This is a genomic window from Bacillus paramycoides, from assembly GCF_001884235.1.
In the GTDB taxonomy this organism is placed as follows: domain Bacteria; phylum Bacillota; class Bacilli; order Bacillales; family Bacillaceae_G; genus Bacillus_A; species Bacillus_A paramycoides.
In genome coordinates this window covers 14,456-35,633 of record NZ_MAOI01000091.1, presented here as the reverse complement: position 1 = coordinate 35,633, position 21,178 = coordinate 14,456, and the positions used below count along the sequence as shown (strand labels likewise).

The following is a 21,178-nucleotide window of genomic DNA, read 5'->3' as shown; positions in this document are numbered from 1 at the left end:
TGAAAGAAGAGAAACATATGCCTGAAGGCATACAACTAAGGCAAGTTAAATATCTCAATAATATAGTGGAACAAGACCACCGGTTTATTAAAAGGCGAGTTCGTTCTATGTTAGGATTCAAGTCGTTTAAAACAGCAATCTCTATATTGAGTGGTGTTGAAGCCATGCATATGATGAAAAATGGTATTAATTAGAATTTATACTTTTTATACTGTATGATGAAAATGGGGATGTTCCGGTATTTTTATAGTTAGGAAAAAGTTATTCTAAAAGGAGTATGTTGGGTGAATCATAGACGTAAGAAAAAGAAACCGAAACAAATAAGAAAAGAATCTGTTAAGATAAAACCGATAGTAGAAGAAGAAAAACCACTAAAGGAGAGTAGTAACAAGTTTGTTGACATTCTCCTTGGTATTCTTCTTTTCCCAATTCTTATATGGGCTGTCTTGGAAGGTTCTAAAACACAAGTAAGCAAAGGAAAGACTTTCCTTATTATCGTTTTCTTTATCTTAATTGCAATAGGGTTATCTATGATAGGAAACAAATAAAGGGGTAGTTCAGATGTTTAAGAAGAAGGAGAAAAAAACATTCACGTTAGACTCGTTAACAAACATGGAGAAATCATTCGAGAGTTTGATTGTACAGAAAAAGACTTGCAAGAAGTAAAAGAAAATGGTACTGAAATTCGTTTGGTTGGAGATAACTCATATGAGATGTTAGCAACCGATGAACAACTAGAAAAACTAGCAAGAGTCGAAGCAGAACTCAAGGCATGGGAAGACGCTTTAAATGAGAGTTTGGATGAACGAGAGGAAAGAGAAGCAAGACAGAAAGAATTGAAAGAAAAGAATAAATGGAGTACAAAGAAGAAAGTAATCGTATTTGGACTGATATTCTTTGTACTTATTGGATTACCTATTATTGAGGGGTATCAGGATAGTAAACTAGTAGAAGAAGGTACACCATTAAATGCAGAAGTTGTAGGTAGGCATGTAGAGAAAGGATTCATGGTTACACACCCAACATTAGTAGTTGAGGTAGACGGTAAAAAGCATAATGTATGGGTAAGTGAAAAGACATACAACGAAGCACAGTGGTTAGTTAGACTAAAAGTCATCAAAACAAAAGATGGTAAAGTTGAGAGAGGCCCTAGATATGAAGACGAAGACTTAATCACGAGGTATTAAGGGGTATGTTTTTAATATTCGCTTCTCAAATTAAACAACATTATTATTTGCAAAAATCGAAACCATTAAAATAAAAAAACAAATTTTAAATAACTTTAATAACCTCCTATCATATTGTTGATGGGAGGTTATTGCCTTTCTGAAGATAAAATTAAAGAGCTTTATTATCTCGATACAACATAAAAATATTTATAATTACATTTTATCTATTCTACGGCTTGGCACTTTTACTTAGTGGACTAAATAATATTTTTGGCAAGAAGTAATACATAAAGAGCAAAAAATTATTAATTAAGGAGTGGTAAGTGTGAAATATTTTGTATTTGAAGATGATGAATTAATAGGGGGATGTGAAGAGACAATATACGTTTTTGAACAAACCAAAAGAAAAAATAACTACGACAGCATTAATGATTTGGAGGAGTTTGCAGTACAATGCCTATTCATTGAACGGAGAAATACACATTGGTATTGGTATAAAGGAAAAAATGTGATAGAAATGACTATGCAGGAACTCGAAGAGAGAATTAGAGCAGAACTAAAAGAATTGAAAATGATATCCAAAGAAGAATTTACAGAAGTAAGAAACAGATATTCTCCTTATATCAAACCTATCGAGTTTCCTCGTAGTGGAATCAGATGTGCATATGCTTATGAACCAGACTGGAATGATGTGTTCTTTGTTATGGAAACGGAAGAAAGTTATTTTGCCCTTTATTGGTTCACAGGGGCTTAAAAATAACTTTTATTCAAAATTAGCGGATTTTCGATAAATAATTAATGAGCTTGATATATAAATAGAGTCCTATATTAATTAGCAAGATCTAATATCTAAAAAATACTTTAGACTTACCATAAAATGTACCCAAATTGTGTCTAAACGTACAATTTTCCCGAAATGATATGGTGACCCCATGCCCATCAACTTAAGAATTTTATAACGCCCCCAAAACAAAAAATTGTACATTTTCACCTGGAGATGCCGATTTTCTCATTTTGGGTTATTTGCTTTTCTTAGCTTGATGGCGATGTATGGTGAGGCCTATAAACATCCCCCGTGAAATATCATGGGGGATGTTTTATTTTTTTCATTTAAGTACGGCCTATGTTTTTTGGACTCCTGATCGGTGTTTTCGTTAGTGGTATTATCAGTTTTCTATTTTAATGAGACATGGGATTATTATGAATAATGTTTAGACAAAAGGTAAAACTAATTTATATTATTTTTAAGTTGGTGACCATAATATGAATTCTGATCCGTATCATAGAAGTCTTACTCTGATAGAATTAGCAACTTTGGTGATTTGTAATATTTGTGGGATTGGTTTACTTTCGCTACCTAATGCTATTGCAAGCACGACTTTATTTTCAGATGGATGGGTTATATTGTTAGGTTCAGGTCTTGTAGTTGTTATTTTGGGATGGATTTCTACAAAATTGACTACTTATTTTCCACAAGTGTCCTTTTATGAATATACAAGTACATTAGTTTCAAAACCTGTGGCATTTCTTTTTTCGCTAATGGCTATATGTATTTACCTTAGTATCGCTGCTTATGAGATAAGAAGTATCTCTGAAATAGTGAGCATGTTTCTATTGGAAAATACAGACGTTAAAATCATTGCTTTTGGGTTTTTATTAGTAATTGCATATGGTTTGTGTGGATCAAGAATGGCTTTAATACAATTATGTATTTTCGGTTTATATATTGTTGTAGGAGCGCTTGTTTTAACATTCTTATTAAATATAAATAATATTGATTTCCATCATCTATTTCCAATTTTAGAAACTCCCCCAAAGGGTTATATCTATAGTTTCAAAAATGCAGGTTTTGCTTTCTTAGGATTTGAGGCTGTATTATATTATAATTCTATAGTTAGTAATCCTAAAAAAGCGCCAGTATATGTAGTGAGTGGATTGCTATTAGTAGTAATTCTATACACAATTACCTATTTGGTTTGTATATGTGTGTTTTCTCAAGGTGTTGTTAGTACGTTGGCATATCCGGTTTTAGAATTGGGGAAAGAAGTAAGAGTAGGGGGTTTTTTAGACAGATTTGATTCGTTTTTTTTTATGACGTGGATTATTACTATTTTCTCAACTACTATAATATATTTAGATATGGTAGTGATTTTGTTAACTTCAATATCTAAAAAGATAAAAAAAACAACATGTATCTTTATGTTGCTACCCATTGTATACATGCTTTCTATATTTCCAAATGGTCAAAAAGAAATAAATCGCTTTGGAAATCTGGCAACAACGGTTAACTTTTTTTATATTCTAATTATCCCATCCATATTATTGGTAATTACCGTAATAAAGAGAAAAAAGGGTTCTGGTGCAAAGATAAAATGAAAACCAGTAAAACGCATATATTCCTAACAGAATTGTATTTTATGCTGTAAGTCCGAATAATTGATGAATGAATTCTTTCTGGTTTTGAACAGACTGATCCTGTAAATCAATCTGTTCTTTTTTAATCATATGCATGGCTTCTACTCCTGCAAGAATGGATGTAGCTGTGCTAAAAGACTTTAACCCTAACATAGAACGCACACGTTTCTTAATAAAACGATGATCTTGTTCCACTATATTATTGAGATATCTAACTTGTCTTAGCTTTATGGGGTCACCTTTCATGCCCATCAATTCAAGATATTTTAATACCCTCAAATATCAAAAAACGTTATCCTTTTTAAACAAGATAAATTAGAAAGGATGACATTTTCTTATGAATCCCTCGATTCAAGATGAACTACTACCATTTGCAGAAGAATTACAACGATATGTTACACCTGTATTCTTAGAAGAACTTGCAAGAGAAATCGGATTTATAAAACGAAAACGTAAGTTTTCTGGATCAGACTTAGCTACCATTTGTATTTGGATCAGCCAACGGGTGGCAAGTGATCCCTTAGTCCGATTATGTAGCAAGCTTCATGCAGCTACTGGTACTTTACTCAGCCCTGAGGGCTTAAATAAACGTTTAAATGTTACAGCAGTTTTGTTTTTACAACATATTTTTTCTTTACTATTACAACAAAAAGTCTGTGAACAAACGCAAATATCTAACCAACTCTTCTCTTATTTTGGGCGAATTCGTATCCTGGATGCCACTGTATTTCAAGTGCCAAATGCTTTAGAGAATGTATATCCAGGCTCTGGAGGGTGTGCCCAAACAGCAGGAATCAAAATTCAATTAGAATATGATCTGCACAGTGGGGAATTTCTTAATTTTCAAGTTGGACCAGGCAAAAATAATGACAAAACATTTGGTACAGAGTGCCTAGATACCTTACGACCAGGAGACTTGTGTATTCGTGATTTAGGTTATTTTTCATTAGAAGACTTAGATCAAATGGATCAACGAGGTACATACTATATTTCTCGTTTAAAATTGAATACGAATGTATATGTAAAAAATCCAAACCCAGAATACTTTAAAAATGGTGCAATTAAGAAACAATCGGAATACATACAAATTGATGTGAAACAGATTTTAAATCAACTACAGCCTGGAGAAACATTTGAATTAAAACATGCTTATATTGGTGATAAGCAACAACTGTTTGCACGCGTCATTTTTAATCGATTAACAGAAAAACAACTTCAAAAACGACGGGCTAAGATTGCTGAAAAAGAAAAATCAAAAAATAGAACGTACTCAGAGAAAAGTAAAATGGTAGCGGGATTAAACGTGTATGTGACGAACACACCTTGGGAATGGGTTCCGATGGAACAGGTACATGAGTTATATACTTTGCGTTGGCAAATAGAGATTGTCTTTAAAACGTGGAAATCACTCTTTAAAATAGACCATTATCGTAATGTAAAACAGGAACGATTAGAGTGCCAACTATATGGAAAGCTAATCGCTATTTTCCTGTGCTCCTCTACTATGTTTAAAATGCGTCAACTGCTTTTACAAAAGAAGAAAAGAGAGTTAAGCGAATATAAAGCAATAGGAATGATCCAAGATTATTTATATCTTCTGTATCAAGCTATACAGAAAAACACCCAAGAAATAACAAAGATTCTAATCCGCCTATTCCACCTACTACAGAAAAACGGACGGAAATCTCATAGGTATGAGAAAAAGACAGTCTTTGATATTATGGGTGTTATCTATGAATATAGTGGATTTAGAAAACAAAAGAAAACTGCATAATCTTTAAAAATAATACCTATTTAGGTTTATTTGGCATGCCCATTTTTAAGGAGAAAAAGTATTTTAAGAGTTTTTATTTTATTTGAACGAAAGTTCATTTTATTTCCGTTCTTAAGTTGATGGGCATGTATGGTGACCCCTATTACCAAGTGCTCCAAATAGGACTTGGTATGAAGCGGATATTAATTATTTATCAGGATATCGAGGGAATGATAGAATTCTTTATTCTAATGATGGATTAGTGTATAAGACTTCTGATCATTATAAAACATTTACCGAATTGACACTCCCACCCCTAAAGGGGCCAGCTGACTAACATCAGTGGGATTCTTGCTACCAAAGGCGAAGTCCATTTCTGGTATCGCTGACGTGCAAGATTGCGGTGTGCCATCACCACTCCCACAACAGACCATATAGGTTCGTGGGCTACGGTACTGTGACCATACCGTACAGATTGTTGGTTCTCAAATGTTTTTACGTCTTTTGCATGACGACTTAATACATTTTACGGAGTAGAAGAATTTGCTACCCCAACCTCATATGTATTCTGTTTTCAGAGAACAATCGTTTTAAAGTCTTTTGCATGACTATGAATAAAGTATACCATGTTTTGCTACGCAAAAACGATACTTGCATCCCACATCTAAAGACGGACTAAAGTCCTGCGTGGGCTTTCCCGTATCGTAAATTCTGTAAAATAGGAAATAGAGGGATTGAATTTATGGAAATAGTAAAATTGGATGGAAGAAAATTCACTAGTAAAGAAGTATTGCACCAAACATTAAAAAAACAATTAGATTTTCCTAGCTTTTATGGGGAAAATGCGGATGCTTTGTGGGACTGTTTAACTGGGTTTATAGGTCTTCCTATAACAATAGAATGGGAATTTTTCGAGAATACTCAAAAAATGTTAGGACCTTATGCAGATTTAATTTTAAAAACATTCCAAGATGCACAAAATGAAATGCCAGGTAAGTTCTATATTGTTGTAAAATAATTAAAAGGGCCTTAGGTAAACATAAAAAACGTAGAAATAATTATTTTCTACGTTTTTTATTGTATCAATTTGAATATTTTTTCAGAGTGGCCCCTCATACCCAGAATCGTTTCCGTATCCCTAGTTGTGATTAAGGGAAAAGTAATTTATTTTTTGTGTCGCTTTTAAATAAAGTCACGGTGTTTATAAAAAAGACGCGATGTTTTGAACAAAGTTGATGTACAGAGATAATAAAGTTGTTTAATTTACAATAAAGTCGTTTTAAACATAATAAAGTTGTTTAAAAAACACCAGTCATGATATTGAACAACCGGACTATTTTGTTGAATATCAGCAAAGAAGGAATGTATACAATTGTGTTGAAGTAGATTAAGGTCGATGTTTAAAAAATGGAGGGGTTATGGTGATTATTGAAACGACTGTGCAAGTTCGTGTTTCAGACTTTGAAAAGGGAAAGGAATGGTACAAGTCACTACTGAATAAAGAGCCTGATTTTGTACCCCATGAAGGATTTATTGAGTTTGAACTCGTACCCGGGAGTTGGTTACAGGTAGCCGAGGGAACACCAACAGAAGGTAGCGGTCCTATACGCATGGGTGTGATGGATATAGAGGCTGAAAAGGATAGAATGATAAAGGAATTAAATATTGAGCCTTTTGAAATATATTCAAGAGAAGAGGTTCCCGTAAAATGGGGTAGCTTTACAGACCCATGGGGGAATCGCTTAGGTTTTTTCGAATATTTGAATGAAAATGAAAAGGATGAAACAATAAAAAGAGTTCATGGGACGACGGCTAAGTAGTTAGTCCGCATAACCACCCTCTCCTCAACTAAAGGGCTCTATTGTTGAATAAACCTTAGATTTTTAAACGACTTTATTGTCTTTTACATTTTAAAAAGAAAAGACACCCTAAGGTGCCTTCCTCCGACTTGATAACCACTTTAATTTTAATAACATTGGACTCCCATCCAAATATTATTTTACCACGTTAAGTAATGTTGGTCATTGAGAAAGCCAAATACGTAGCGCTCATATATGGTGACCCCTAAGAACATGCAAGATTTTATACGGTTTTTCGGTTAATCTAATAACAAACGAGAAACCTAAAACCGCACCAGAATAGGAATGTATAAAAAAATGCATAGGTCCATAGAACGAAAAAAGGGGTTCCCTTGAGAGAGTAGGGTTCCTTCTTGTTCTTGCTACCGATAATGAGACGTTATATTAACCAAGTATGTATACAATATACAACCAAAATCAAACAACATATCACTTCTTTTAAATGGTAAAATAGGGAAAAAGGAAATTCTAAATAATGCCTTAGAAACCACTATTTATTACATAGAAGTTGCCGAAAAAAGAGATGAAAGAAAAAAAAGGGAGGGGCATAAGTGAAATATATTAATGGATTGTACATATCACTTATATTGATGATGTTTATTAATTTACTTAATACTACAATTTTTGACAATAAATATTCAGGGATAGCAATGTATCTTTCTTCCGTTATATTCATAATTGGGAGCACATTTTTCGGAAATGTCAAACGGCTTAAAATTAGTGAGAAAAAATAAAACAAAAAAGTGATACCCATTTATCTTCTTGCAACTAAGTCCTCCAGTTAAACGAACTAGAGGACTTTTAATAGTCTTCTAAATATATTGAATCCCTATAATGAGACGTTATGTAAACTGGACTTGTATACGATATACAAAACAAAAATACTTTTTTAGATGCAAACACATATAAGATATCTAAAGTTATAGATGAACAGAATGTACTATTGAAGAATATATAAAATATATATCAAATATAGTACAAGCCTATTCATTACATCCTTAGTAAAAATAAAATTTTATGGCTTTTGGAGGAAAACTTATGCCCAAAAAAGTTCTCTTGTTTACAGATTTGGGAATTGATGATGCGTTTGCTATTTTGTACACCTTTTTTCGTAAAGATATCCAACTTGTAGGAATTGTAGCGGATTATGGAAATGTATCGAGAGAGAATGCTATAAAAAATATTAACTATTTGAAGTATATTTCGGGAAGGAAAGAGATACCCGTATTTCTCGGTGCTTCTATACCTTTAACAGGTATATTGGTTCAATATTTTCCTGAAGTACATGGAAAAGTAGGACTAGGACCTATCATTCCACCTGAAATCCCTTATCCAATTTACCCCATAAATGATATTTACAAAATTATAAACTCAAATTTAGACGATCTTACAATTATCAATTTGGGAAGACTTTCCTCATTAGCTACGTCATTTATTTTGAATTTAGAAGCAATGCGGAGTGTGAAAGAATACATTTGCATGGGTGGAGCCTTTTTTTACCCCGGAAACGTGACTGCTGTGGCTGAAGCTAACTTTTACGCAGACCCTTATGCAGCAAATTTAATTCTGCAGCATGTAAAGAATTTGACAATTATTCCATTAAACGTCACCCAACACGCGATTGTTACACCTGAAATGGTTCAACAAATTGATGCATTTCACCGGAATACACAAGACCTTGCAGGACTCATCATCAAACCTATGTTAGACTACTACTATAATTTCTACTCTAAATCGAATCCTGGTATAGGAGGAAGCCCTATGCATGATTTTGTAACAATATGGTATTTGTTGAATCCAGATGCAGTTCGTCTGTCAAAAGTGCCCATCAAAGTAATTCCCGATCAAGGAGAAGGATTTGGTCAAAGTATCGCAGACTTTCGTTTTGTGACAAATCCAGGTTATAAAACACATAATGTCGCTTTTCAGTTCAATTACGAAAGATTTAAGAGAGATATTATGGAAACATTTTTAAGGAAAAGACTGTAGAATATCCTAATTGACACTCCCCCCTAAAGGGGCAAGCAGACTAACGTCAGTGGGATTCTTGCTACCAAAGGCGAAGTCCATTTCTGGTATCGCTGACGTGCAAGATTGCGGTGTGCCATCACCACTCTCACGACAGACCGTATAGGTTCGTGAGCTACGGTACTATCACCATACCGTACAGGTTCGTGTTCAGATGTTTGAGCGTCTTGTTCTTGACGACACATATCATTTTACCGATAGCATGAATTTGGCTACCGAACTCCATATGATATCTTGTTTTCAAGGAACACAATGTCGTTTTAAAGACTTGTACTTGTCTATAGTTTCAGTATAACCAAAACACAACTGTTTTTCTATGAAATAGCGATCCTTTCATCCCATGCCTAAAGGCGGACTAAAGTCCGATATGGGCTTTCCCGTATCGCAAAATCTGTAAAGATAAAAATACATATTTAAAAAAGAATTATTTATAGTTGGATGTATTGTAGTTGCTATGAGTTTACTAAAATAGAACTTCCGATAATGATAATTATGTAAATGAGCTGTCCATATCTGGATTACGTGTAAGTGATTTACTTAAAATGGAAACGAATGATATTTTAAAATTAAAGCGAAAAAAGCGGAAAGAATTTAAAGTTAAAGAAGGAAAAACAAAAAAGGAACGTATCATAAATATTACATCTATTTTTGAGGAAGTATTTCCATACGCTGAAAGTCTAAAAAGTGTCTGGTTATTTCCTTCTCGAAAAGGTGATAAACCTATTAGTAAAATTCAAGCCTATCGACAGTTACAAAAAGCCGGGGATTTTGCCGCAGTCGAATCTTTAGGTACCCATACCATGCGTAAAACATTTGGATATTGGTTTTACAAGCAAACAAAGGATATTGCTATGTTACAAGAAATATTGAATCATAGTACACCACAAATTACACTAAGTTACATTGGAATTAATAAAGAAGAAAAGGATAATGTACTTGATACATTCCGAATCTAATTTAAATTTTTAATGTGGATTTGAAATAATGTTTAATCGTTTATAACAAAGTATAAACGTTTTGAAAAAAGATTAATTGTTTATGGGTATGGGATAGGACGCACATTTTAACGCTTTTATACGCTAAGGGATTCTCAAAACTCCATAACACAAGTTGAATTTAGAACCAAAATACATCTAATTTGATTCATAACAGATTGGCGTCATAGACTACCGAATAAAAACACAGAGTTTTATCTCTGTGTTTCTTCAAATTTTCGTTTTTGAATATATGCTTGAGCATGAATAATTTCTTCCTGAAGTTCTTTTAATTCTTTCATAGATTCTGATTCAATAGTCATGTAAGTAGTAACTAAACTAATCATCATATCCATCTTTTCTACTATATTTTGAATGACTTGTTCAGATTGCTCTTTTTTAGGGTGTTGTATTGCTTTTAATACATCTTCCATATAATTGTTCTTTCTTTGCTGGATATCATAAATAAACTGTTTTGTGTTTGAGTTCAGTTGTTTTTCCTCCGTTCTAGATATATTTCTATTCTATCATATTTAAATAGAAAATATTGGATTCCCCTAAATTTACACCAGCCTCATACATTTTCTCAATTATACAAAATAATCCCTTAATTTCCATAAGTAGCCGTAAAATAGCATCTCCTTTAATTTTTGCAACACTTATTTAGGGCAACTTATTTAATGAGTTATACGCTTAGCGAAGAAAAACTCGGTTTTTATCTTCCAAAAAATGTCTTAGTGTGGGTTTTATGTCATTTGGTTGGCGGGACCCCTTATAGGGGTGTCTTTTCTTTATGCGTTAAAGAGCCTACCTATTTCCGTAGATGGACTATACGGTGTAGCACCAACAATTTGCGAATTCTGTACACTAAGGCAACTTCCTTATAAACTCAATAAGTTGTAGTTGATAATAAAAGTAAGTCTACGGCCTATTTTTACACATATCTTGGCTGTACCCCATGTGTGAGTGATGCCTCTGTTTGCAGATGAAAATGCAGATAAAATGCATTTTATCTGCATTTTATCTTTACATAAAACATGTATCATATAAGCGTACTTAAAAGGTATGACAGAATTTATAGATGGTTAACCAAACTGAATTTTATCAATATACCGTATGCATTGTTATATTTATAGGAGTTTTATAACAATCACGATATTATTTTTACTTTAACCAAGTCTATTAATTGTAAACATATTAACCAAAAACAAGTTGATTAAGAGAGGCTTTTTTTTTATGGAAAAAAATAATTATATACCCTAACTAATATTTATATGTTTTTTATCAGTTTATTTTTTATTAAATTCAAAATCAAAATCCCAGAAAAAATTAGAATCATGGACCCAGGACACGGAGGCAATGTTCCCGGATCTATTGGATTAAATGAAACCAGAGAAAAAGAGCTATAAACACTCGAAAACACCTCGAGAGAAAAGGAATGACTGTGATTTTAACGCGTGAAGATAATACGTTAGTATCATTAAAAAATTGCTTAGCTATTTCTCAAAATAAATCAACTAATCACTTTTTTAGTAGTCATTATGATGGTTCCATAACTAATGATGTAAAAAGAGTAATAACCTGCTATTACAAGAACAAACATTGGCAGAAACGATACACGAACATTTATTCAAACATATACAGGCAATAGATAGGGGTGTAAAATCTAGCAATTACTATTGTATTACATAAAAATCTAAAACTAAAAGTTACTAGAAAGGACATACTAAAATGTTTACAAAAGGAATAAAAATAACGGCGATTATATCCCTAGTTGCTTGTATCACACTAGGAATTTTTATGTTTCAATTCTTCACTTCACCTGCCAAAGGGGTAATGAACCAAGAAAATAGTGTTCAACTGGCAAGTGAGCAAACAAAGGGAGAAATGAAAAAAACAGCACCAGATCAATATAATGGTCAGGTTCGTAAAGTAGCATATTTAACATTTGATGATGGACCAAGTCAATTTCAAAAAGAAATTTTAGATATTTTAAAGAGAAATAATATAAAAGGGACTTTCTTCATGATTGGTGGAAATATCCCAGCTCATAAAGAAAGTGTAAAACGCTTAGTAAATGAAGGGCACTATCCAGGTGTTCATAGTATGACACATGATTTTGGAAAACTGTATACGCAAGGAAAATTTGTCGAAGAAATGCAACAAGCGCAAAATATCATGAAAGAAGTAACTGGAATTCATCCAAATCTTGTTCGTTGTCCATATGGGAGTATGCCCGGACTTAAACAAGAATTACGAGATAAAATGGTTAATGTCGGCATGAAAGAATGGGATTGGACAATAGATTCTTCAGATTGGCGGTTCTCAGGAAATCCAGATGCTGTTGTTCAAAAAACAATTTCTCAGGTTAAGGAAAATCGCGAAGTAATTTTAATGCATGAAAAACCACAGACAGTACAGGCGTTGCAAAGAATTATTGATGATCTTCGTAGTAAAGGTTATGAATTTGAAGTATATGATGAAGCTTCTCACTTCCCATTAAATTTTTGGAAGGATAATCGCATCTAAGTAGGAGGAATTGCAGATGATATATAGAAACCTTGCATTTATTATGGTTTTATCAGTAACTTTGCTGTCAGGCTGTTTAGGAGAAAAACCAGAAGAGAAATTATATGTAGCATTTGAAAGTGCTACAAAACAAGAAAAGACACTATCCGAAGATACAAAAAAGTTAGCAACATTAGAAAAGCAAGGACTAGAGTTATATAATCAAATTACGCTTGAAGGAAAAGAAAATAATCAAGTAGTGAAGGAAAAGTTAGATCAGGCTGTAACAAACATACATGATCGTAAAAAAGTATTAGAGAAAGAGAAAGCTACCTTAGAAAATGCACAAAATGAAGTGAAGTCTGTTGATAACTATATAAAGAAATTAGATGATAAGAAATTACAAGAACAGGCTAAAAAAGTTCAAGATATGTATAAAAATCGTGGTGAATCTTTCAAAAAATTGTATGATGACTATAAAAAATCATTACAATTAGAACAAGAACTGTACAAAATGCTAGAAGCAAAAGATGAAAGACTTAAATCAATTCATGAGAAAGTAAAAACAATCAATCAGTCTTATGAACAAATTCATTCAGATCAGGATAAATTTAATACATACACGAATGAGTATAATCAGAACAAATTAACCTTTTATAAACAAGCAAATATTAAAATTAAAGAAATTTAAAAATAAAATGATTGTAAAAAGCGAAGTGTATTTCTCGGGGTAGTTTTTTACAGTCCGAATCTTAAAAGCCAAATTATTCTTGATAATCAAGAACAATTTGGCTATTTTATTCAGTAGTCATTTTAATTAGATTTAGGATATGAAGTAGTAGAAGCAATAGATGAGAAGGAAGCATTGTCCTTATTTAAAGAAAAGAAATTTCATTTAGTTATTTTTGATATCATGTACCACAAGTAGCTGGTTGGTTTGTTTATCGACCAATCTCATACGTAAGTTCTCAGATGTTCCTATCATTACGTTGATGGCTCGCGTTGATAAAGCTGATACGTCACTTGGTTTTTAAGTTAGGAGTTAGATAATTACGTACATAACTTTATATTCCTCCATTCTTACTAGCAAGAACGAAACAACCATTCGACAGTCGCACCTTTAAAAAAGAATTATGCAATTCATATATTATCTATGTACAGTTCCTATTACCTATAGCCACACTAGAAGGAAAAGACATTAGCTTCACTCATACGGAATTACATACTTAACGCCAAGTTAAGTTGTGGTCATAACGAGAGAGCAATTAATTACAAAAAAATGGGGCTATGAATTCGTTGATGATGAGTGTATAGTAAACTGCGAAATAAATGGAAAGATAAATCTAAGAGTGTTATAACCATTGTTCGAGCGAGTTGTAAATTGGAGGATACAGTATGAAAAGAGGAATTGTATTAAAATTATTTATGTTAACAACAGTGTTGTGTATTTTGATCTTGGCAACCATTTTTGTTGGACAAACAATATTCTTCAAACAATTTTATGCCCATAAAAAAGTGAATGATATCAAAACAAACATGAAATCTTTTGAAACTGATTATTTACATAGTGAAGGGAATTCACAAGTCATTCAAAAGTTAGAACAAGATTTCTATCGAGAACATAATACATGGATTACAGCATTAGATAGTAATGGTAATTTAAAGAATGTAAATGATTTTTATTTAGAAGTAACATTAAATCCGTCTAAAAATAAAGAAACTCAATTCGCAAATTCTACAATTACCATACCACTGTATAATTTCAAGGTTGCGGACGATCATGCGAGGAATATTTCAAATGAAGTATTCCCTTTAGGAGAAACAGTTACTGTGGCGGGGATAGAAAAAAATGCTACGTTCATTCCTTATTCTGTATTCTTCAAAATAGCAACTCCAAATTTGATAAATCCGGCATTAGAAAAAAAAATAAATGAAATTGTACAAAAACTTAAAAATAAATATAGTTCTAAAGAGTACTTTGAAAAAGAGAAGCTTGAACTGAAAAAAGAACTTGATGAACAAGTACCTCAAAAATATATAGAAGGGAAAATAACAAAAGTTCAACTTTCGGCTGACAGTACACAATCGAATTTTGCTTATACAAATAACTTATTTATGGAAAGGATACAAGAGTTTCAGGCAAACTTATTGCTAAATGAAGAGACTACTAACTATGATTCATTACAAGAAATCGATTATGAGCAGAATGATATTAAATATAAGCTTATAATAAAACCGATAAAGGATAAAAGCGGTGCAATAACATACATTTTTTCAATGACTTCGTTGCAGCCGGTTGATGAAGCTGTACAAATGATACAAGAGTATTATGTATATATTATTATGTTTGTGTTGCTTCTTATTTTTCTAGCTTCTTTTTACTATTCAAAAAAGATTGCAAGGCCCTTATTACAAATAAACAAGACAACCAAGAAAATTGCAAACTTAGATTTCTCGGAAAGGGTTCCAGTCATGTCAAAAGATGAAATTGGTGATTTATCTCAAAATATTAATTTACTTTCAAATACATTACATTCACATATTGAGCAGTTACAGCGAGACATAGAGAAAGAAAAACAATTGGAAAACACAAGAAAAGAATTTATTTCAGGGGTATCGCATGAGTTAAAGACTCCTCTAAGTATTATGAAAAGTTGTATTTCTATCTTAAAAGATGGTGTTGCAAGTCATAAGAAAGAGTATTACTTTAAGGCAATGGAAAAAGAAGTAGATAAGATGGATATGTTAATTGTAGATATGCTTGAGTTAGCAAAATTTGAATCTGGTACGTATAAAATGCAAATGGATGTTTTTTGCATTGAAAAAGCCATTACGCATATATGTGAACAATTATCTTTGGAGATAACAAAAAAGCAATTATATGTTCACACACATCTTGCTGCAACTGAAGTCATTGCAAATTATCATCGTATAGAACAAGTACTCACAAACTTTATCACAAATGCTATTCGTTATACGCCAGAAAAAAAGGATATTATTATTTCTACAATAGATGAGCCAAGTCGCATAAAAGTTTGCATCGAAAATAAAGGTGCCCATATTGAAGAAGATCAATTAGATAAAATTTGGGATCGTTTTTACCGAGTTGATACAGCACGTCAACGTTCACAAGGTGGAACAGGTCTTGGACTAGCCATTACAAAAAATATTTTAGAACTTCATGGAGCTGAGTATGGGGTGCATAATACAGTTGATGGCGTGTTGTTTTATTTCTATTTACAGAAAAAAGTGTAGAATGGAGGTTCTACACTTTTTTCATTTATTTTGATGGTATCTTTACCTTTTCCTTAACATAAAGAGAATAGGTTCATTTGTGTCTAAACGTACAAAATTCCTCGAAATAATGTAGTGAGTTCTGGTGCAAAAAAACGAAGCCTCTTGCAAGTAATCTCCTAAACTTGGATATACTGATACTAGTACTTTAATAAAGAACAGATTGATTTACGGTACCAGTCTGTCCAAAATCAAAAAGAATTCACCCATCAATTGTTTGGATTTGTAGCATAAGATACAAGTCCATTAGGAATATATGCATTTTATTCTTTTTTGCACCAAAACCCTTACTACTTCCACGGTGTTTCTGTTTTATGCTCAATAACCTGTAATACTTTTGGCTCAATATCCTTTAACATTTCTTCCTTTGAACGGTTGCTTTTAGGAGTTTCTCCATTTTGTTCACCTTCAATTTGTACGTCAATTTGTGTGTTTGAAATCACATCAATCACTTGTTGTTTAGAAACATTTTTATCTGCTGCAATCTCTACAACAGTTTTACCTTTAGCTAATTCTTGTTTTAATTCTGTTGCGCTAATTTTTAATAAAGAAAATAGTTTTGCATCGTTTAAATAGAAATCAGCAGTATAATCAGGCTTCCCATTTGTAGAAAATAACCCTTCTACTTTAATATTTGGCGGTGTAGGTTCTCCTTGTAATACTGATTCAATTTCTTCAGAAGTTGGTGCTTTTATTGTTTTTTCTACCGAAACATTTTCAGTCGAGGCTTTTGTTGTTACTGAATCATTTTTTTCTTTTTGAGCTGCATAGGTACTACCAGCTCCTACTAATAATGCTGTTGAAATACCTAGTGTCGTTAATAATTTCGCATTAAATTTTGCCATATTATTTCCTCTTTTCCTTGTTTTAATATGTGTTACAAGTACAAATATAATTGGACCCTGTAAAGATGAGATGCAGATGATATAAAGCTGAAATGGATTTTTTAGGAAAAGAAAATGATAAACCATTCTGTTTTCTTAATTAACATAATTTTCAAAATTAAAATCTATGAATGTTAATATTTGTTATATAATATATTTGTCAAAGTATTACCCCTGTAGTTTCTATGATGATAGTTTGTTTGTCCCGTATGTTCACCTTAAACTCGAAAGAACTTGTAGGGATTCCTACAAGTTCTTTTTGTTCTTCGGATTGACGGATAGTAAATGTTATTAGGGATACCGCTAACATTTCGGAAAAAAACTACGCTAAGAGTATGCAAGATTTTATACAGCTTTTTGGCTAATCCAATAACAAACGAGAACCCTAAAACCCACGCCAGGATAGGAATATATAAAAAAATGAATAGAGTTATAGAAAAAGAAAAGGTGGATCCCTTGTAAGAGTAGGGGTCGACTATGTCCTTGCTACCAATAATGAGACGTTATGTTAACTAAGCATGTATATGATATTCGGTTTGCTTGTACCATTGTGCTTGCCGCCTAAATCAGTCGTCCATAAAATAGCTCTTACTCTTTATTTTTATTAAAAAAATTCTTCGCACAATGAAATGGAACAAAAGGTTACAAAAATAGATGAAATTGTAAACTTTTGTAACACCAATATGCACAGATGCATATTGGTGTTAGGTAGTATTCTTATATACTAATAAGTGTAAAAATATAAAGGGTGGTTATAAGAATGGGATTAAAAAGTAAATTTTTATGTACTTCATTGGCGTTATCTATAGGGATTGGTTTTGTGATGCCTAGTTTTTCTGTATCTGCTGAAACCCCAAAAGTATCAGTTCAATCATTAGAGGAAGAAAAACAAATAAATGAATTAGCTGAGCAATTAAGATTTTTAAATGAAGAAGCACTAGTAATTCAAAATGGAGAAAAAGTTTTTGATTTTAATAAAATTGAAAATAAATATGGCGCCGACTATGCTAATAATTTAAAAAATGATATTACTATGATTGATGAAATAAACGCTGATAAAGCTAAAAATCCATTTAATAGATATAAACGAAGTGCATGGACAGATTGTATGGTTGATGCTATAAAAGATCATTTTGGAGTAGCAGCTGTTACAGCAGCTCTTGAAGGTGGATTGTGGGCATATCTTGAGAAAAAAGCTTATAAAGAAGCAGCTAAATTATTAGTTAAGTTTGCTATCGGCTCGAATGCTGTTGGTTTAGCAGGAACTCTTGTTTATTATGGCGGTAAATGTACTTATCAATATGGTTGATATAGTTATATTTTAAAAGGAGGTTTGAATTATGAATGTCCATAAACTTTTGTATGTAATGGTATATTTAGTTACTCCTTTCACATATTTCACAGTATCTGTTATCTGGGGAAAGTTTATTTTAGAAAAAACTATGTGGGATAATTTATCAGATAATTTATCAATCGTGGGGATATATTATTTTCTTGTAAGTATTTTTTGGTTAGTAAACATGAAAACTATTGATACAGTAACAGAAGAAATAAAGAATAATAAAAAATGAACAAAAAAAGGGCTTTAATAAAGCTCTTTTTTTGTTCATTTTTTAGGTTCTGGTGTAAAAACTTCAGGACAATTGCAATAAGTCTACAAATCTTGGCCATACTGATACTACTAATCTAAAGAAGGTGCGTGATTGGTATGGAAAAGGAAAATGTATTCAAATGGAAGCATTATCAACCTGATATTATTTTGTTAACGGTAAGATGGTACCTGTGGTACAACCTCATTTTTCGTGATTTAGTAGAAATGATGGAGGAACGGGGCTTATCCATTTCTCATACAACGATTATGCGTTGGGTTCATCAGTACGGTCCTGAATTGGACAAACGAATCCGACGTCACCTTAAACAAACAAATGACTCCTGGAGAGTCGATGAAACATATATCAAAGTAAAAGGTCAGTGGATGTACCTGTATCGTGCTGTTGATTCGAAAGGAAATACAATCGATTTTTACCTAAGCAAAACAAGAGATCAGAAGGCTGCAAAGCGCTTTTTCAAGAAGGCCTTGCAGTCTTTTCATGTTTCAAAACCCCGTGTTATAACAGTCGATAAAAATCCAGTTTATCCTATAGCAATGGAACAGTTGAAAAAGGAAAAAAGCATACCTGGTGATATGCGACTTAGACAACAAAAGTACTTGAATAACATAGTGGAACAAGATCATCGTTTTATAAAGAAGCGAGTTCGTTCTATGTTAGGATTGCAGTCACTTCGTACAGCTACTTTAATTATAAGTGGCATCGAAGCAATACATATGATGAAAAAAGGGCAACTTCATCAAAGGGTGAAATCTGCCCAAAATGAAGTTGAATTCATTCATAAATTGTTTGGATTAGTTGTTTAATCTCCCCGTTAACAGGATGTTTCCGTTCTATGTCTCTAATAAGGTATTTTTGCACCAGAACCGTTTAGATTAATATTCTATATAAAGTGATTGTAACGGCTATTAGAATTAAAAATTCAAATAAAATCATAGAATATTTTTTCTCAGGTTTTCGAAATTCTTTTATCAAGCCAAATATTGCGCCAATACCAAAGATAATATATAGGCAAATTATCATGATTTCTATCATTTATAACACTCCTAATTAATGGTTAATTATATTATATAGCTATTAATTTAAATGTTAAGAAACTTTAATGGGAATTAAGGTGAATTTAAACAAAATAATTATTTGAAAAAAAGACCCTTACGGAAAGATAAGAGGCCATCAAGAAGATATAAGGGTTTGCAAAGGGGAGATTAGTATGATTTCTTTAGAAATTAAATATAAAAAGGCGATTATCGTCAATCGCCTTTTAGGTAATGTAGTGCAACTTTATTCATTTATTTGAAATACAGTTTCATTTGCTTTGGAAAATCCATATATTTTCCTGGCGAATTTTAAAATGTCTTCTTCGCTACCTGTTAAAGCTTTAACATCTTTCTCGAGGGAATGTCCATCCTTCTTTAAAGAAGATAATTTTTGTTGCTCCTTATTAAGCGCGATTTGTTTTTCATTAATCATTTCTTGTTGCGCATTAAGGGAATATTGAAGGACAAAAATCACAGGTAATATAAAAGCTAAAGTGGTTATAATACGGCGTCTTGTTTTTTTATTATTAACTTGGTACGTGGTAGGATTCACTTGCTGTGAGGGTATTTTAGGATTTGATTGTTGTGATGATATTTTAGGTATATTTCCCATTAGAATGCCTCCATTACTGATTGTAGAATTTAAACCGATTAAAAGTAGTATAAATGTTCAATGGGAATTTTAGAAGATATTTTAGTATAGGTGAATTTTGTGAAGTTTTAACAAAATCCTTATTTTGGAGAAAGAGGATTATCTGAGATGAGTTTCAGCTAGCCCCGAACATAGCAACAATAATGGAAAAGAGGGGGGAGAAAATACTTACAAGTATAAAAATAACAATAGCAAAATTCCTCTCTATATCTTTTGGGGCAAAAATAATTAAAATCAGTGATACAAATATTAAATAATTTAAATTACTATCAGATCTATAAAAATTGAAAAGTAAGATAAGAGTTAACAAAACTGAAATGAAACTAAAATATTTTCTCATTACGTTATCCTTTCTTGAAAAAATGAGTTATACAGATTAAACCATAATTAAAGTGAATTGAAGCGAAATTTTAATAAAACCCTTATTTTTTATTAAAAACTGCCCTTGTTGAAGGGGCAACAAGGGCAGGACAGACATATGGATTTGCAAGGGGTAATCTGCAAAATCTTATAAATTGTAACATATATATATACCTATAGTAGTTACGAAAAAGTAACAAAATCGTTGTTTGAGAGAAAGGGAGAATGAAAGATGAAAATTATTAATGTAAATGGTGTAGATAAAGAAGTTGATTTTGTAAGAATTGATCCAGCAACAGGGAGTGTAACTATATATTTCAAAGATAATACACTTGTAAGCTTAGCTGATGTCACTGTCATCGGGTGTTAAAAGAATGTCTTACACTGAATGGTATGAAAACAAGTATGGTGACAAGTCGACAGACAATCATGCCGTCTTAATGAGTGTGATAGGTGGATACGAAGAGTATTGTAATGAAAACAATATAAAACCGATACGGAACGAATTGAAGCTGCAGAAGAATTAATTGAAGATATGGAGGAATGCTTTTTGAACGGAACAGCTTTAAGGGTTGAAGCTAATGATTTTAATATCGCATCTTGGCTGATAGAAGAAGTGAAGCGTAAATCCGAAT

Annotated in this window: 23 protein-coding genes and 4 pseudogenes; 22 read left to right on the top strand and 5 right to left on the bottom strand. The window is 32.2% G+C overall.

Annotation, left to right across the window (positions count from 1 at the left end; all coding sequences use genetic code 11):
• From BAU28_RS20810 to BAU28_RS20790, 5 genes are all read left to right on the top strand, one after another.
• The coding region (locus tag BAU28_RS20810; protein ID WP_116500419.1) for a DDE-type integrase/transposase/recombinase at positions 1 to 194 on the top strand (194 nt) is incomplete at its 5' end.
• A 90-nt stretch (positions 195 to 284) separates the two neighbouring features.
• A complete protein-coding gene (locus tag BAU28_RS20805) occupies positions 285 to 548 on the top strand; it encodes a hypothetical protein (protein WP_071719822.1) in 264 nt (87 codons plus the stop codon).
• Between the two features lie 105 nt (positions 549 to 653).
• Positions 654 to 1,187 (top strand): hypothetical protein, encoded by a 534-nt coding sequence (locus BAU28_RS20800; RefSeq protein WP_071719821.1) that lies wholly within the window; start codon positions 654 to 656, stop codon positions 1,185 to 1,187.
• Between the two features lie 307 nt (positions 1,188 to 1,494).
• Entirely contained in the window at positions 1,495 to 1,923 is a 429-nt protein-coding gene (locus tag BAU28_RS20795) for a hypothetical protein (protein ID WP_071719820.1), read from the top strand.
• A gap of 509 nt (positions 1,924 to 2,432) precedes the next feature.
• Positions 2,433 to 3,545, top strand: a complete 1,113-nt coding sequence (locus BAU28_RS20790) for a GerAB/ArcD/ProY family transporter (protein ID WP_071719819.1) — start codon at positions 2,433 to 2,435, stop codon at positions 3,543 to 3,545.
• Positions 3,546 to 3,584: 39 nt separating this feature from the next.
• On the opposite strand, the gene BAU28_RS20780 is transcribed toward BAU28_RS20790, so the two are convergent.
• Positions 3,585 to 3,863, bottom strand: a complete 279-nt coding sequence (locus BAU28_RS20780) for a DDE-type integrase/transposase/recombinase (protein ID WP_276327761.1) — start codon at positions 3,861 to 3,863, stop codon at positions 3,585 to 3,587.
• A gap of 58 nt (positions 3,864 to 3,921) precedes the next feature.
• On the opposite strand from BAU28_RS20780, the gene BAU28_RS20775 reads away from it, so the two are divergent.
• The 7 genes and pseudogenes from BAU28_RS20775 to BAU28_RS20745 form a co-directional block, all read left to right on the top strand.
• Positions 3,922 to 5,358, top strand: coding sequence for an IS4 family transposase (locus BAU28_RS20775; protein ID WP_071719818.1), 1,437 nt, complete (start codon positions 3,922 to 3,924; stop codon positions 5,356 to 5,358).
• Positions 5,359 to 5,497: 139 nt separating this feature from the next.
• Positions 5,498 to 5,674: pseudogene (locus BAU28_RS20770) on the top strand (ribonuclease domain-containing protein); the annotation flags it as partial.
• Positions 5,675 to 6,079: 405 nt separating this feature from the next.
• Positions 6,080 to 6,355: a barstar family protein gene (locus tag BAU28_RS20765; protein WP_071719817.1), complete on the top strand. Its 276-nt coding sequence runs from the start codon at positions 6,080 to 6,082 to the stop codon at positions 6,353 to 6,355.
• 403 nt (positions 6,356 to 6,758) lie between these two features.
• Positions 6,759 to 7,157, top strand: coding sequence for a VOC family protein (locus BAU28_RS20760; RefSeq protein WP_071719816.1), 399 nt, complete (start codon positions 6,759 to 6,761; stop codon positions 7,155 to 7,157).
• Positions 7,158 to 7,747: 590 nt separating this feature from the next.
• A complete protein-coding gene (locus tag BAU28_RS20755; protein WP_071719815.1) occupies positions 7,748 to 7,930 on the top strand; it encodes a hypothetical protein in 183 nt (60 codons plus the stop codon).
• A 304-nt stretch (positions 7,931 to 8,234) separates the two neighbouring features.
• On the top strand, positions 8,235 to 9,185 hold the full coding sequence (locus BAU28_RS20750; RefSeq protein WP_071719814.1) for a nucleoside hydrolase: 951 nt from the start codon (positions 8,235 to 8,237) through the stop codon (positions 9,183 to 9,185).
• 548 nt (positions 9,186 to 9,733) lie between these two features.
• A pseudogene (locus BAU28_RS20745) lies at positions 9,734 to 10,180 on the top strand (tyrosine-type recombinase/integrase); the annotation flags it as partial.
• 233 nt (positions 10,181 to 10,413) lie between these two features.
• On the opposite strand, the gene BAU28_RS20740 reads toward BAU28_RS20745, so the two are convergent.
• Positions 10,414 to 10,689, bottom strand: coding sequence for a hypothetical protein (locus BAU28_RS20740; protein ID WP_071719813.1), 276 nt, complete (start codon positions 10,687 to 10,689; stop codon positions 10,414 to 10,416).
• A 947-nt stretch (positions 10,690 to 11,636) separates the two neighbouring features.
• Between BAU28_RS20740 and BAU28_RS31070 the strand changes: the two genes are divergently transcribed.
• The 5 genes and pseudogenes from BAU28_RS31070 to BAU28_RS29995 form a co-directional block, all read left to right on the top strand.
• Positions 11,637 to 11,849 carry an N-acetylmuramoyl-L-alanine amidase gene (locus tag BAU28_RS31070; RefSeq protein WP_071719812.1) on the top strand — a complete coding sequence of 71 codons (213 nt, stop codon included), beginning with the start codon at positions 11,637 to 11,639 and terminating at the stop codon, positions 11,847 to 11,849.
• A gap of 80 nt (positions 11,850 to 11,929) precedes the next feature.
• Positions 11,930 to 12,727, top strand: coding sequence for a peptidoglycan-N-acetylglucosamine deacetylase (locus BAU28_RS20730; protein WP_071719811.1), 798 nt, complete (start codon positions 11,930 to 11,932; stop codon positions 12,725 to 12,727).
• 16 nt (positions 12,728 to 12,743) lie between these two features.
• A complete protein-coding gene (locus BAU28_RS20725) occupies positions 12,744 to 13,397 on the top strand; it encodes a YkyA family protein (RefSeq protein ID WP_071719810.1) in 654 nt (217 codons plus the stop codon).
• Between the two features lie 704 nt (positions 13,398 to 14,101).
• On the top strand, positions 14,102 to 15,961 hold the full coding sequence (locus BAU28_RS20715; protein WP_071719809.1) for a sensor histidine kinase: 1,860 nt from the start codon (positions 14,102 to 14,104) through the stop codon (positions 15,959 to 15,961).
• 192 nt (positions 15,962 to 16,153) lie between these two features.
• A pseudogene (locus BAU28_RS29995) lies at positions 16,154 to 16,234 on the top strand (IS6 family transposase); the annotation flags it as partial.
• Positions 16,235 to 16,290: 56 nt separating this feature from the next.
• Here BAU28_RS29995 and BAU28_RS20710 read toward each other — a convergent pair.
• Positions 16,291 to 16,665 (bottom strand): annotated as a pseudogene (locus BAU28_RS20710) (hypothetical protein); the annotation flags it as partial.
• A gap of 979 nt (positions 16,666 to 17,644) precedes the next feature.
• On the opposite strand from BAU28_RS20710, the gene BAU28_RS20705 reads away from it, so the two are divergent.
• The 3 genes from BAU28_RS20705 to BAU28_RS20695 all read left to right on the top strand — a co-directional run bounded on the left by BAU28_RS20705 (position 17,645) and on the right by BAU28_RS20695 (position 19,300).
• Complete coding sequence (locus BAU28_RS20705) at positions 17,645 to 18,193, top strand: hypothetical protein (RefSeq protein ID WP_071719808.1); 549 nt, start codon at positions 17,645 to 17,647, stop codon at positions 18,191 to 18,193.
• A 31-nt stretch (positions 18,194 to 18,224) separates the two neighbouring features.
• The gene (locus tag BAU28_RS20700) at positions 18,225 to 18,455 is read left to right on the top strand and encodes a hypothetical protein (protein ID WP_071719807.1); all 231 of its coding nucleotides are present in this window, start codon (positions 18,225 to 18,227) and stop codon (positions 18,453 to 18,455) included.
• A 137-nt stretch (positions 18,456 to 18,592) separates the two neighbouring features.
• Entirely contained in the window at positions 18,593 to 19,300 is a 708-nt protein-coding gene (locus BAU28_RS20695; protein ID WP_071719806.1) for an IS6 family transposase, read from the top strand.
• 64 nt (positions 19,301 to 19,364) lie between these two features.
• Here BAU28_RS20695 and BAU28_RS30520 read toward each other — a convergent pair whose 3' ends face one another.
• Together BAU28_RS30520 and BAU28_RS20690 are read right to left on the bottom strand one after the other, a co-directional pair.
• Positions 19,365 to 19,529 (bottom strand): hypothetical protein, encoded by a 165-nt coding sequence (locus tag BAU28_RS30520; protein ID WP_165615182.1) that lies wholly within the window; start codon positions 19,527 to 19,529, stop codon positions 19,365 to 19,367.
• A 246-nt stretch (positions 19,530 to 19,775) separates the two neighbouring features.
• The gene (locus BAU28_RS20690; RefSeq protein ID WP_071719805.1) at positions 19,776 to 20,144 is read right to left on the bottom strand and encodes an FtsB family cell division protein; all 369 of its coding nucleotides are present in this window, start codon (positions 20,142 to 20,144) and stop codon (positions 19,776 to 19,778) included.
• Between the two features lie 631 nt (positions 20,145 to 20,775).
• On the opposite strand from BAU28_RS20690, the gene BAU28_RS30515 reads away from it, so the two are divergent.
• Both BAU28_RS30515 and BAU28_RS30510 read left to right on the top strand, forming a co-directional pair.
• Positions 20,776 to 20,913 (top strand): hypothetical protein, encoded by a 138-nt coding sequence (locus tag BAU28_RS30515; protein WP_165615181.1) that lies wholly within the window; start codon positions 20,776 to 20,778, stop codon positions 20,911 to 20,913.
• Positions 20,914 to 20,917: 4 nt separating this feature from the next.
• Positions 20,918 to 21,070: a hypothetical protein gene (locus BAU28_RS30510; RefSeq protein ID WP_165615180.1), complete on the top strand. Its 153-nt coding sequence runs from the start codon at positions 20,918 to 20,920 to the stop codon at positions 21,068 to 21,070.
• The last annotated feature ends 108 nt before the right edge of the window (positions 21,071 to 21,178 follow it).

What these genes read in the sequence shown, in the direction of transcription:
- BAU28_RS20790 (WP_071719819.1), top strand. Translation starts at nt 2,433, where the DNA reads ATGAATTCTGATCCGTATCATAGAAGTCTTACTCTGATAGAATTAGCA.
- BAU28_RS20775 (WP_071719818.1), top strand. Translation starts at nt 3,922, where the DNA reads ATGAATCCCTCGATTCAAGATGAACTACTACCATTTGCAGAAGAATTA.
- BAU28_RS20765 (WP_071719817.1), top strand. Translation starts at nt 6,080, where the DNA reads ATGGAAATAGTAAAATTGGATGGAAGAAAATTCACTAGTAAAGAAGTA.
- BAU28_RS20750 (WP_071719814.1), top strand. Translation starts at nt 8,235, where the DNA reads ATGCCCAAAAAAGTTCTCTTGTTTACAGATTTGGGAATTGATGATGCG.
- BAU28_RS31070 (WP_071719812.1), top strand. Translation starts at nt 11,637, where the DNA reads ATGACTGTGATTTTAACGCGTGAAGATAATACGTTAGTATCATTAAAA.
- BAU28_RS20730 (WP_071719811.1), top strand. Translation starts at nt 11,930, where the DNA reads ATGTTTACAAAAGGAATAAAAATAACGGCGATTATATCCCTAGTTGCT.
- BAU28_RS20725 (WP_071719810.1), top strand. Translation starts at nt 12,744, where the DNA reads ATGATATATAGAAACCTTGCATTTATTATGGTTTTATCAGTAACTTTG.
- BAU28_RS20715 (WP_071719809.1), top strand. Translation starts at nt 14,102, where the DNA reads ATGAAAAGAGGAATTGTATTAAAATTATTTATGTTAACAACAGTGTTG.
- BAU28_RS20705 (WP_071719808.1), top strand. Translation starts at nt 17,645, where the DNA reads ATGGGATTAAAAAGTAAATTTTTATGTACTTCATTGGCGTTATCTATA.
- BAU28_RS20700 (WP_071719807.1), top strand. Translation starts at nt 18,225, where the DNA reads ATGAATGTCCATAAACTTTTGTATGTAATGGTATATTTAGTTACTCCT.
- BAU28_RS20695 (WP_071719806.1), top strand. Translation starts at nt 18,593, where the DNA reads ATGGAAAAGGAAAATGTATTCAAATGGAAGCATTATCAACCTGATATT.
- BAU28_RS30520 (WP_165615182.1), bottom strand. Translation starts at nt 19,529, where the DNA reads ATGATAGAAATCATGATAATTTGCCTATATATTATCTTTGGTATTGGC.
- BAU28_RS20690 (WP_071719805.1), bottom strand. Translation starts at nt 20,144, where the DNA reads ATGGGAAATATACCTAAAATATCATCACAACAATCAAATCCTAAAATA.
- BAU28_RS30515 (WP_165615181.1), top strand. Translation starts at nt 20,776, where the DNA reads ATGAAAATTATTAATGTAAATGGTGTAGATAAAGAAGTTGATTTTGTA.
- BAU28_RS30510 (WP_165615180.1), top strand. Translation starts at nt 20,918, where the DNA reads ATGTCTTACACTGAATGGTATGAAAACAAGTATGGTGACAAGTCGACA.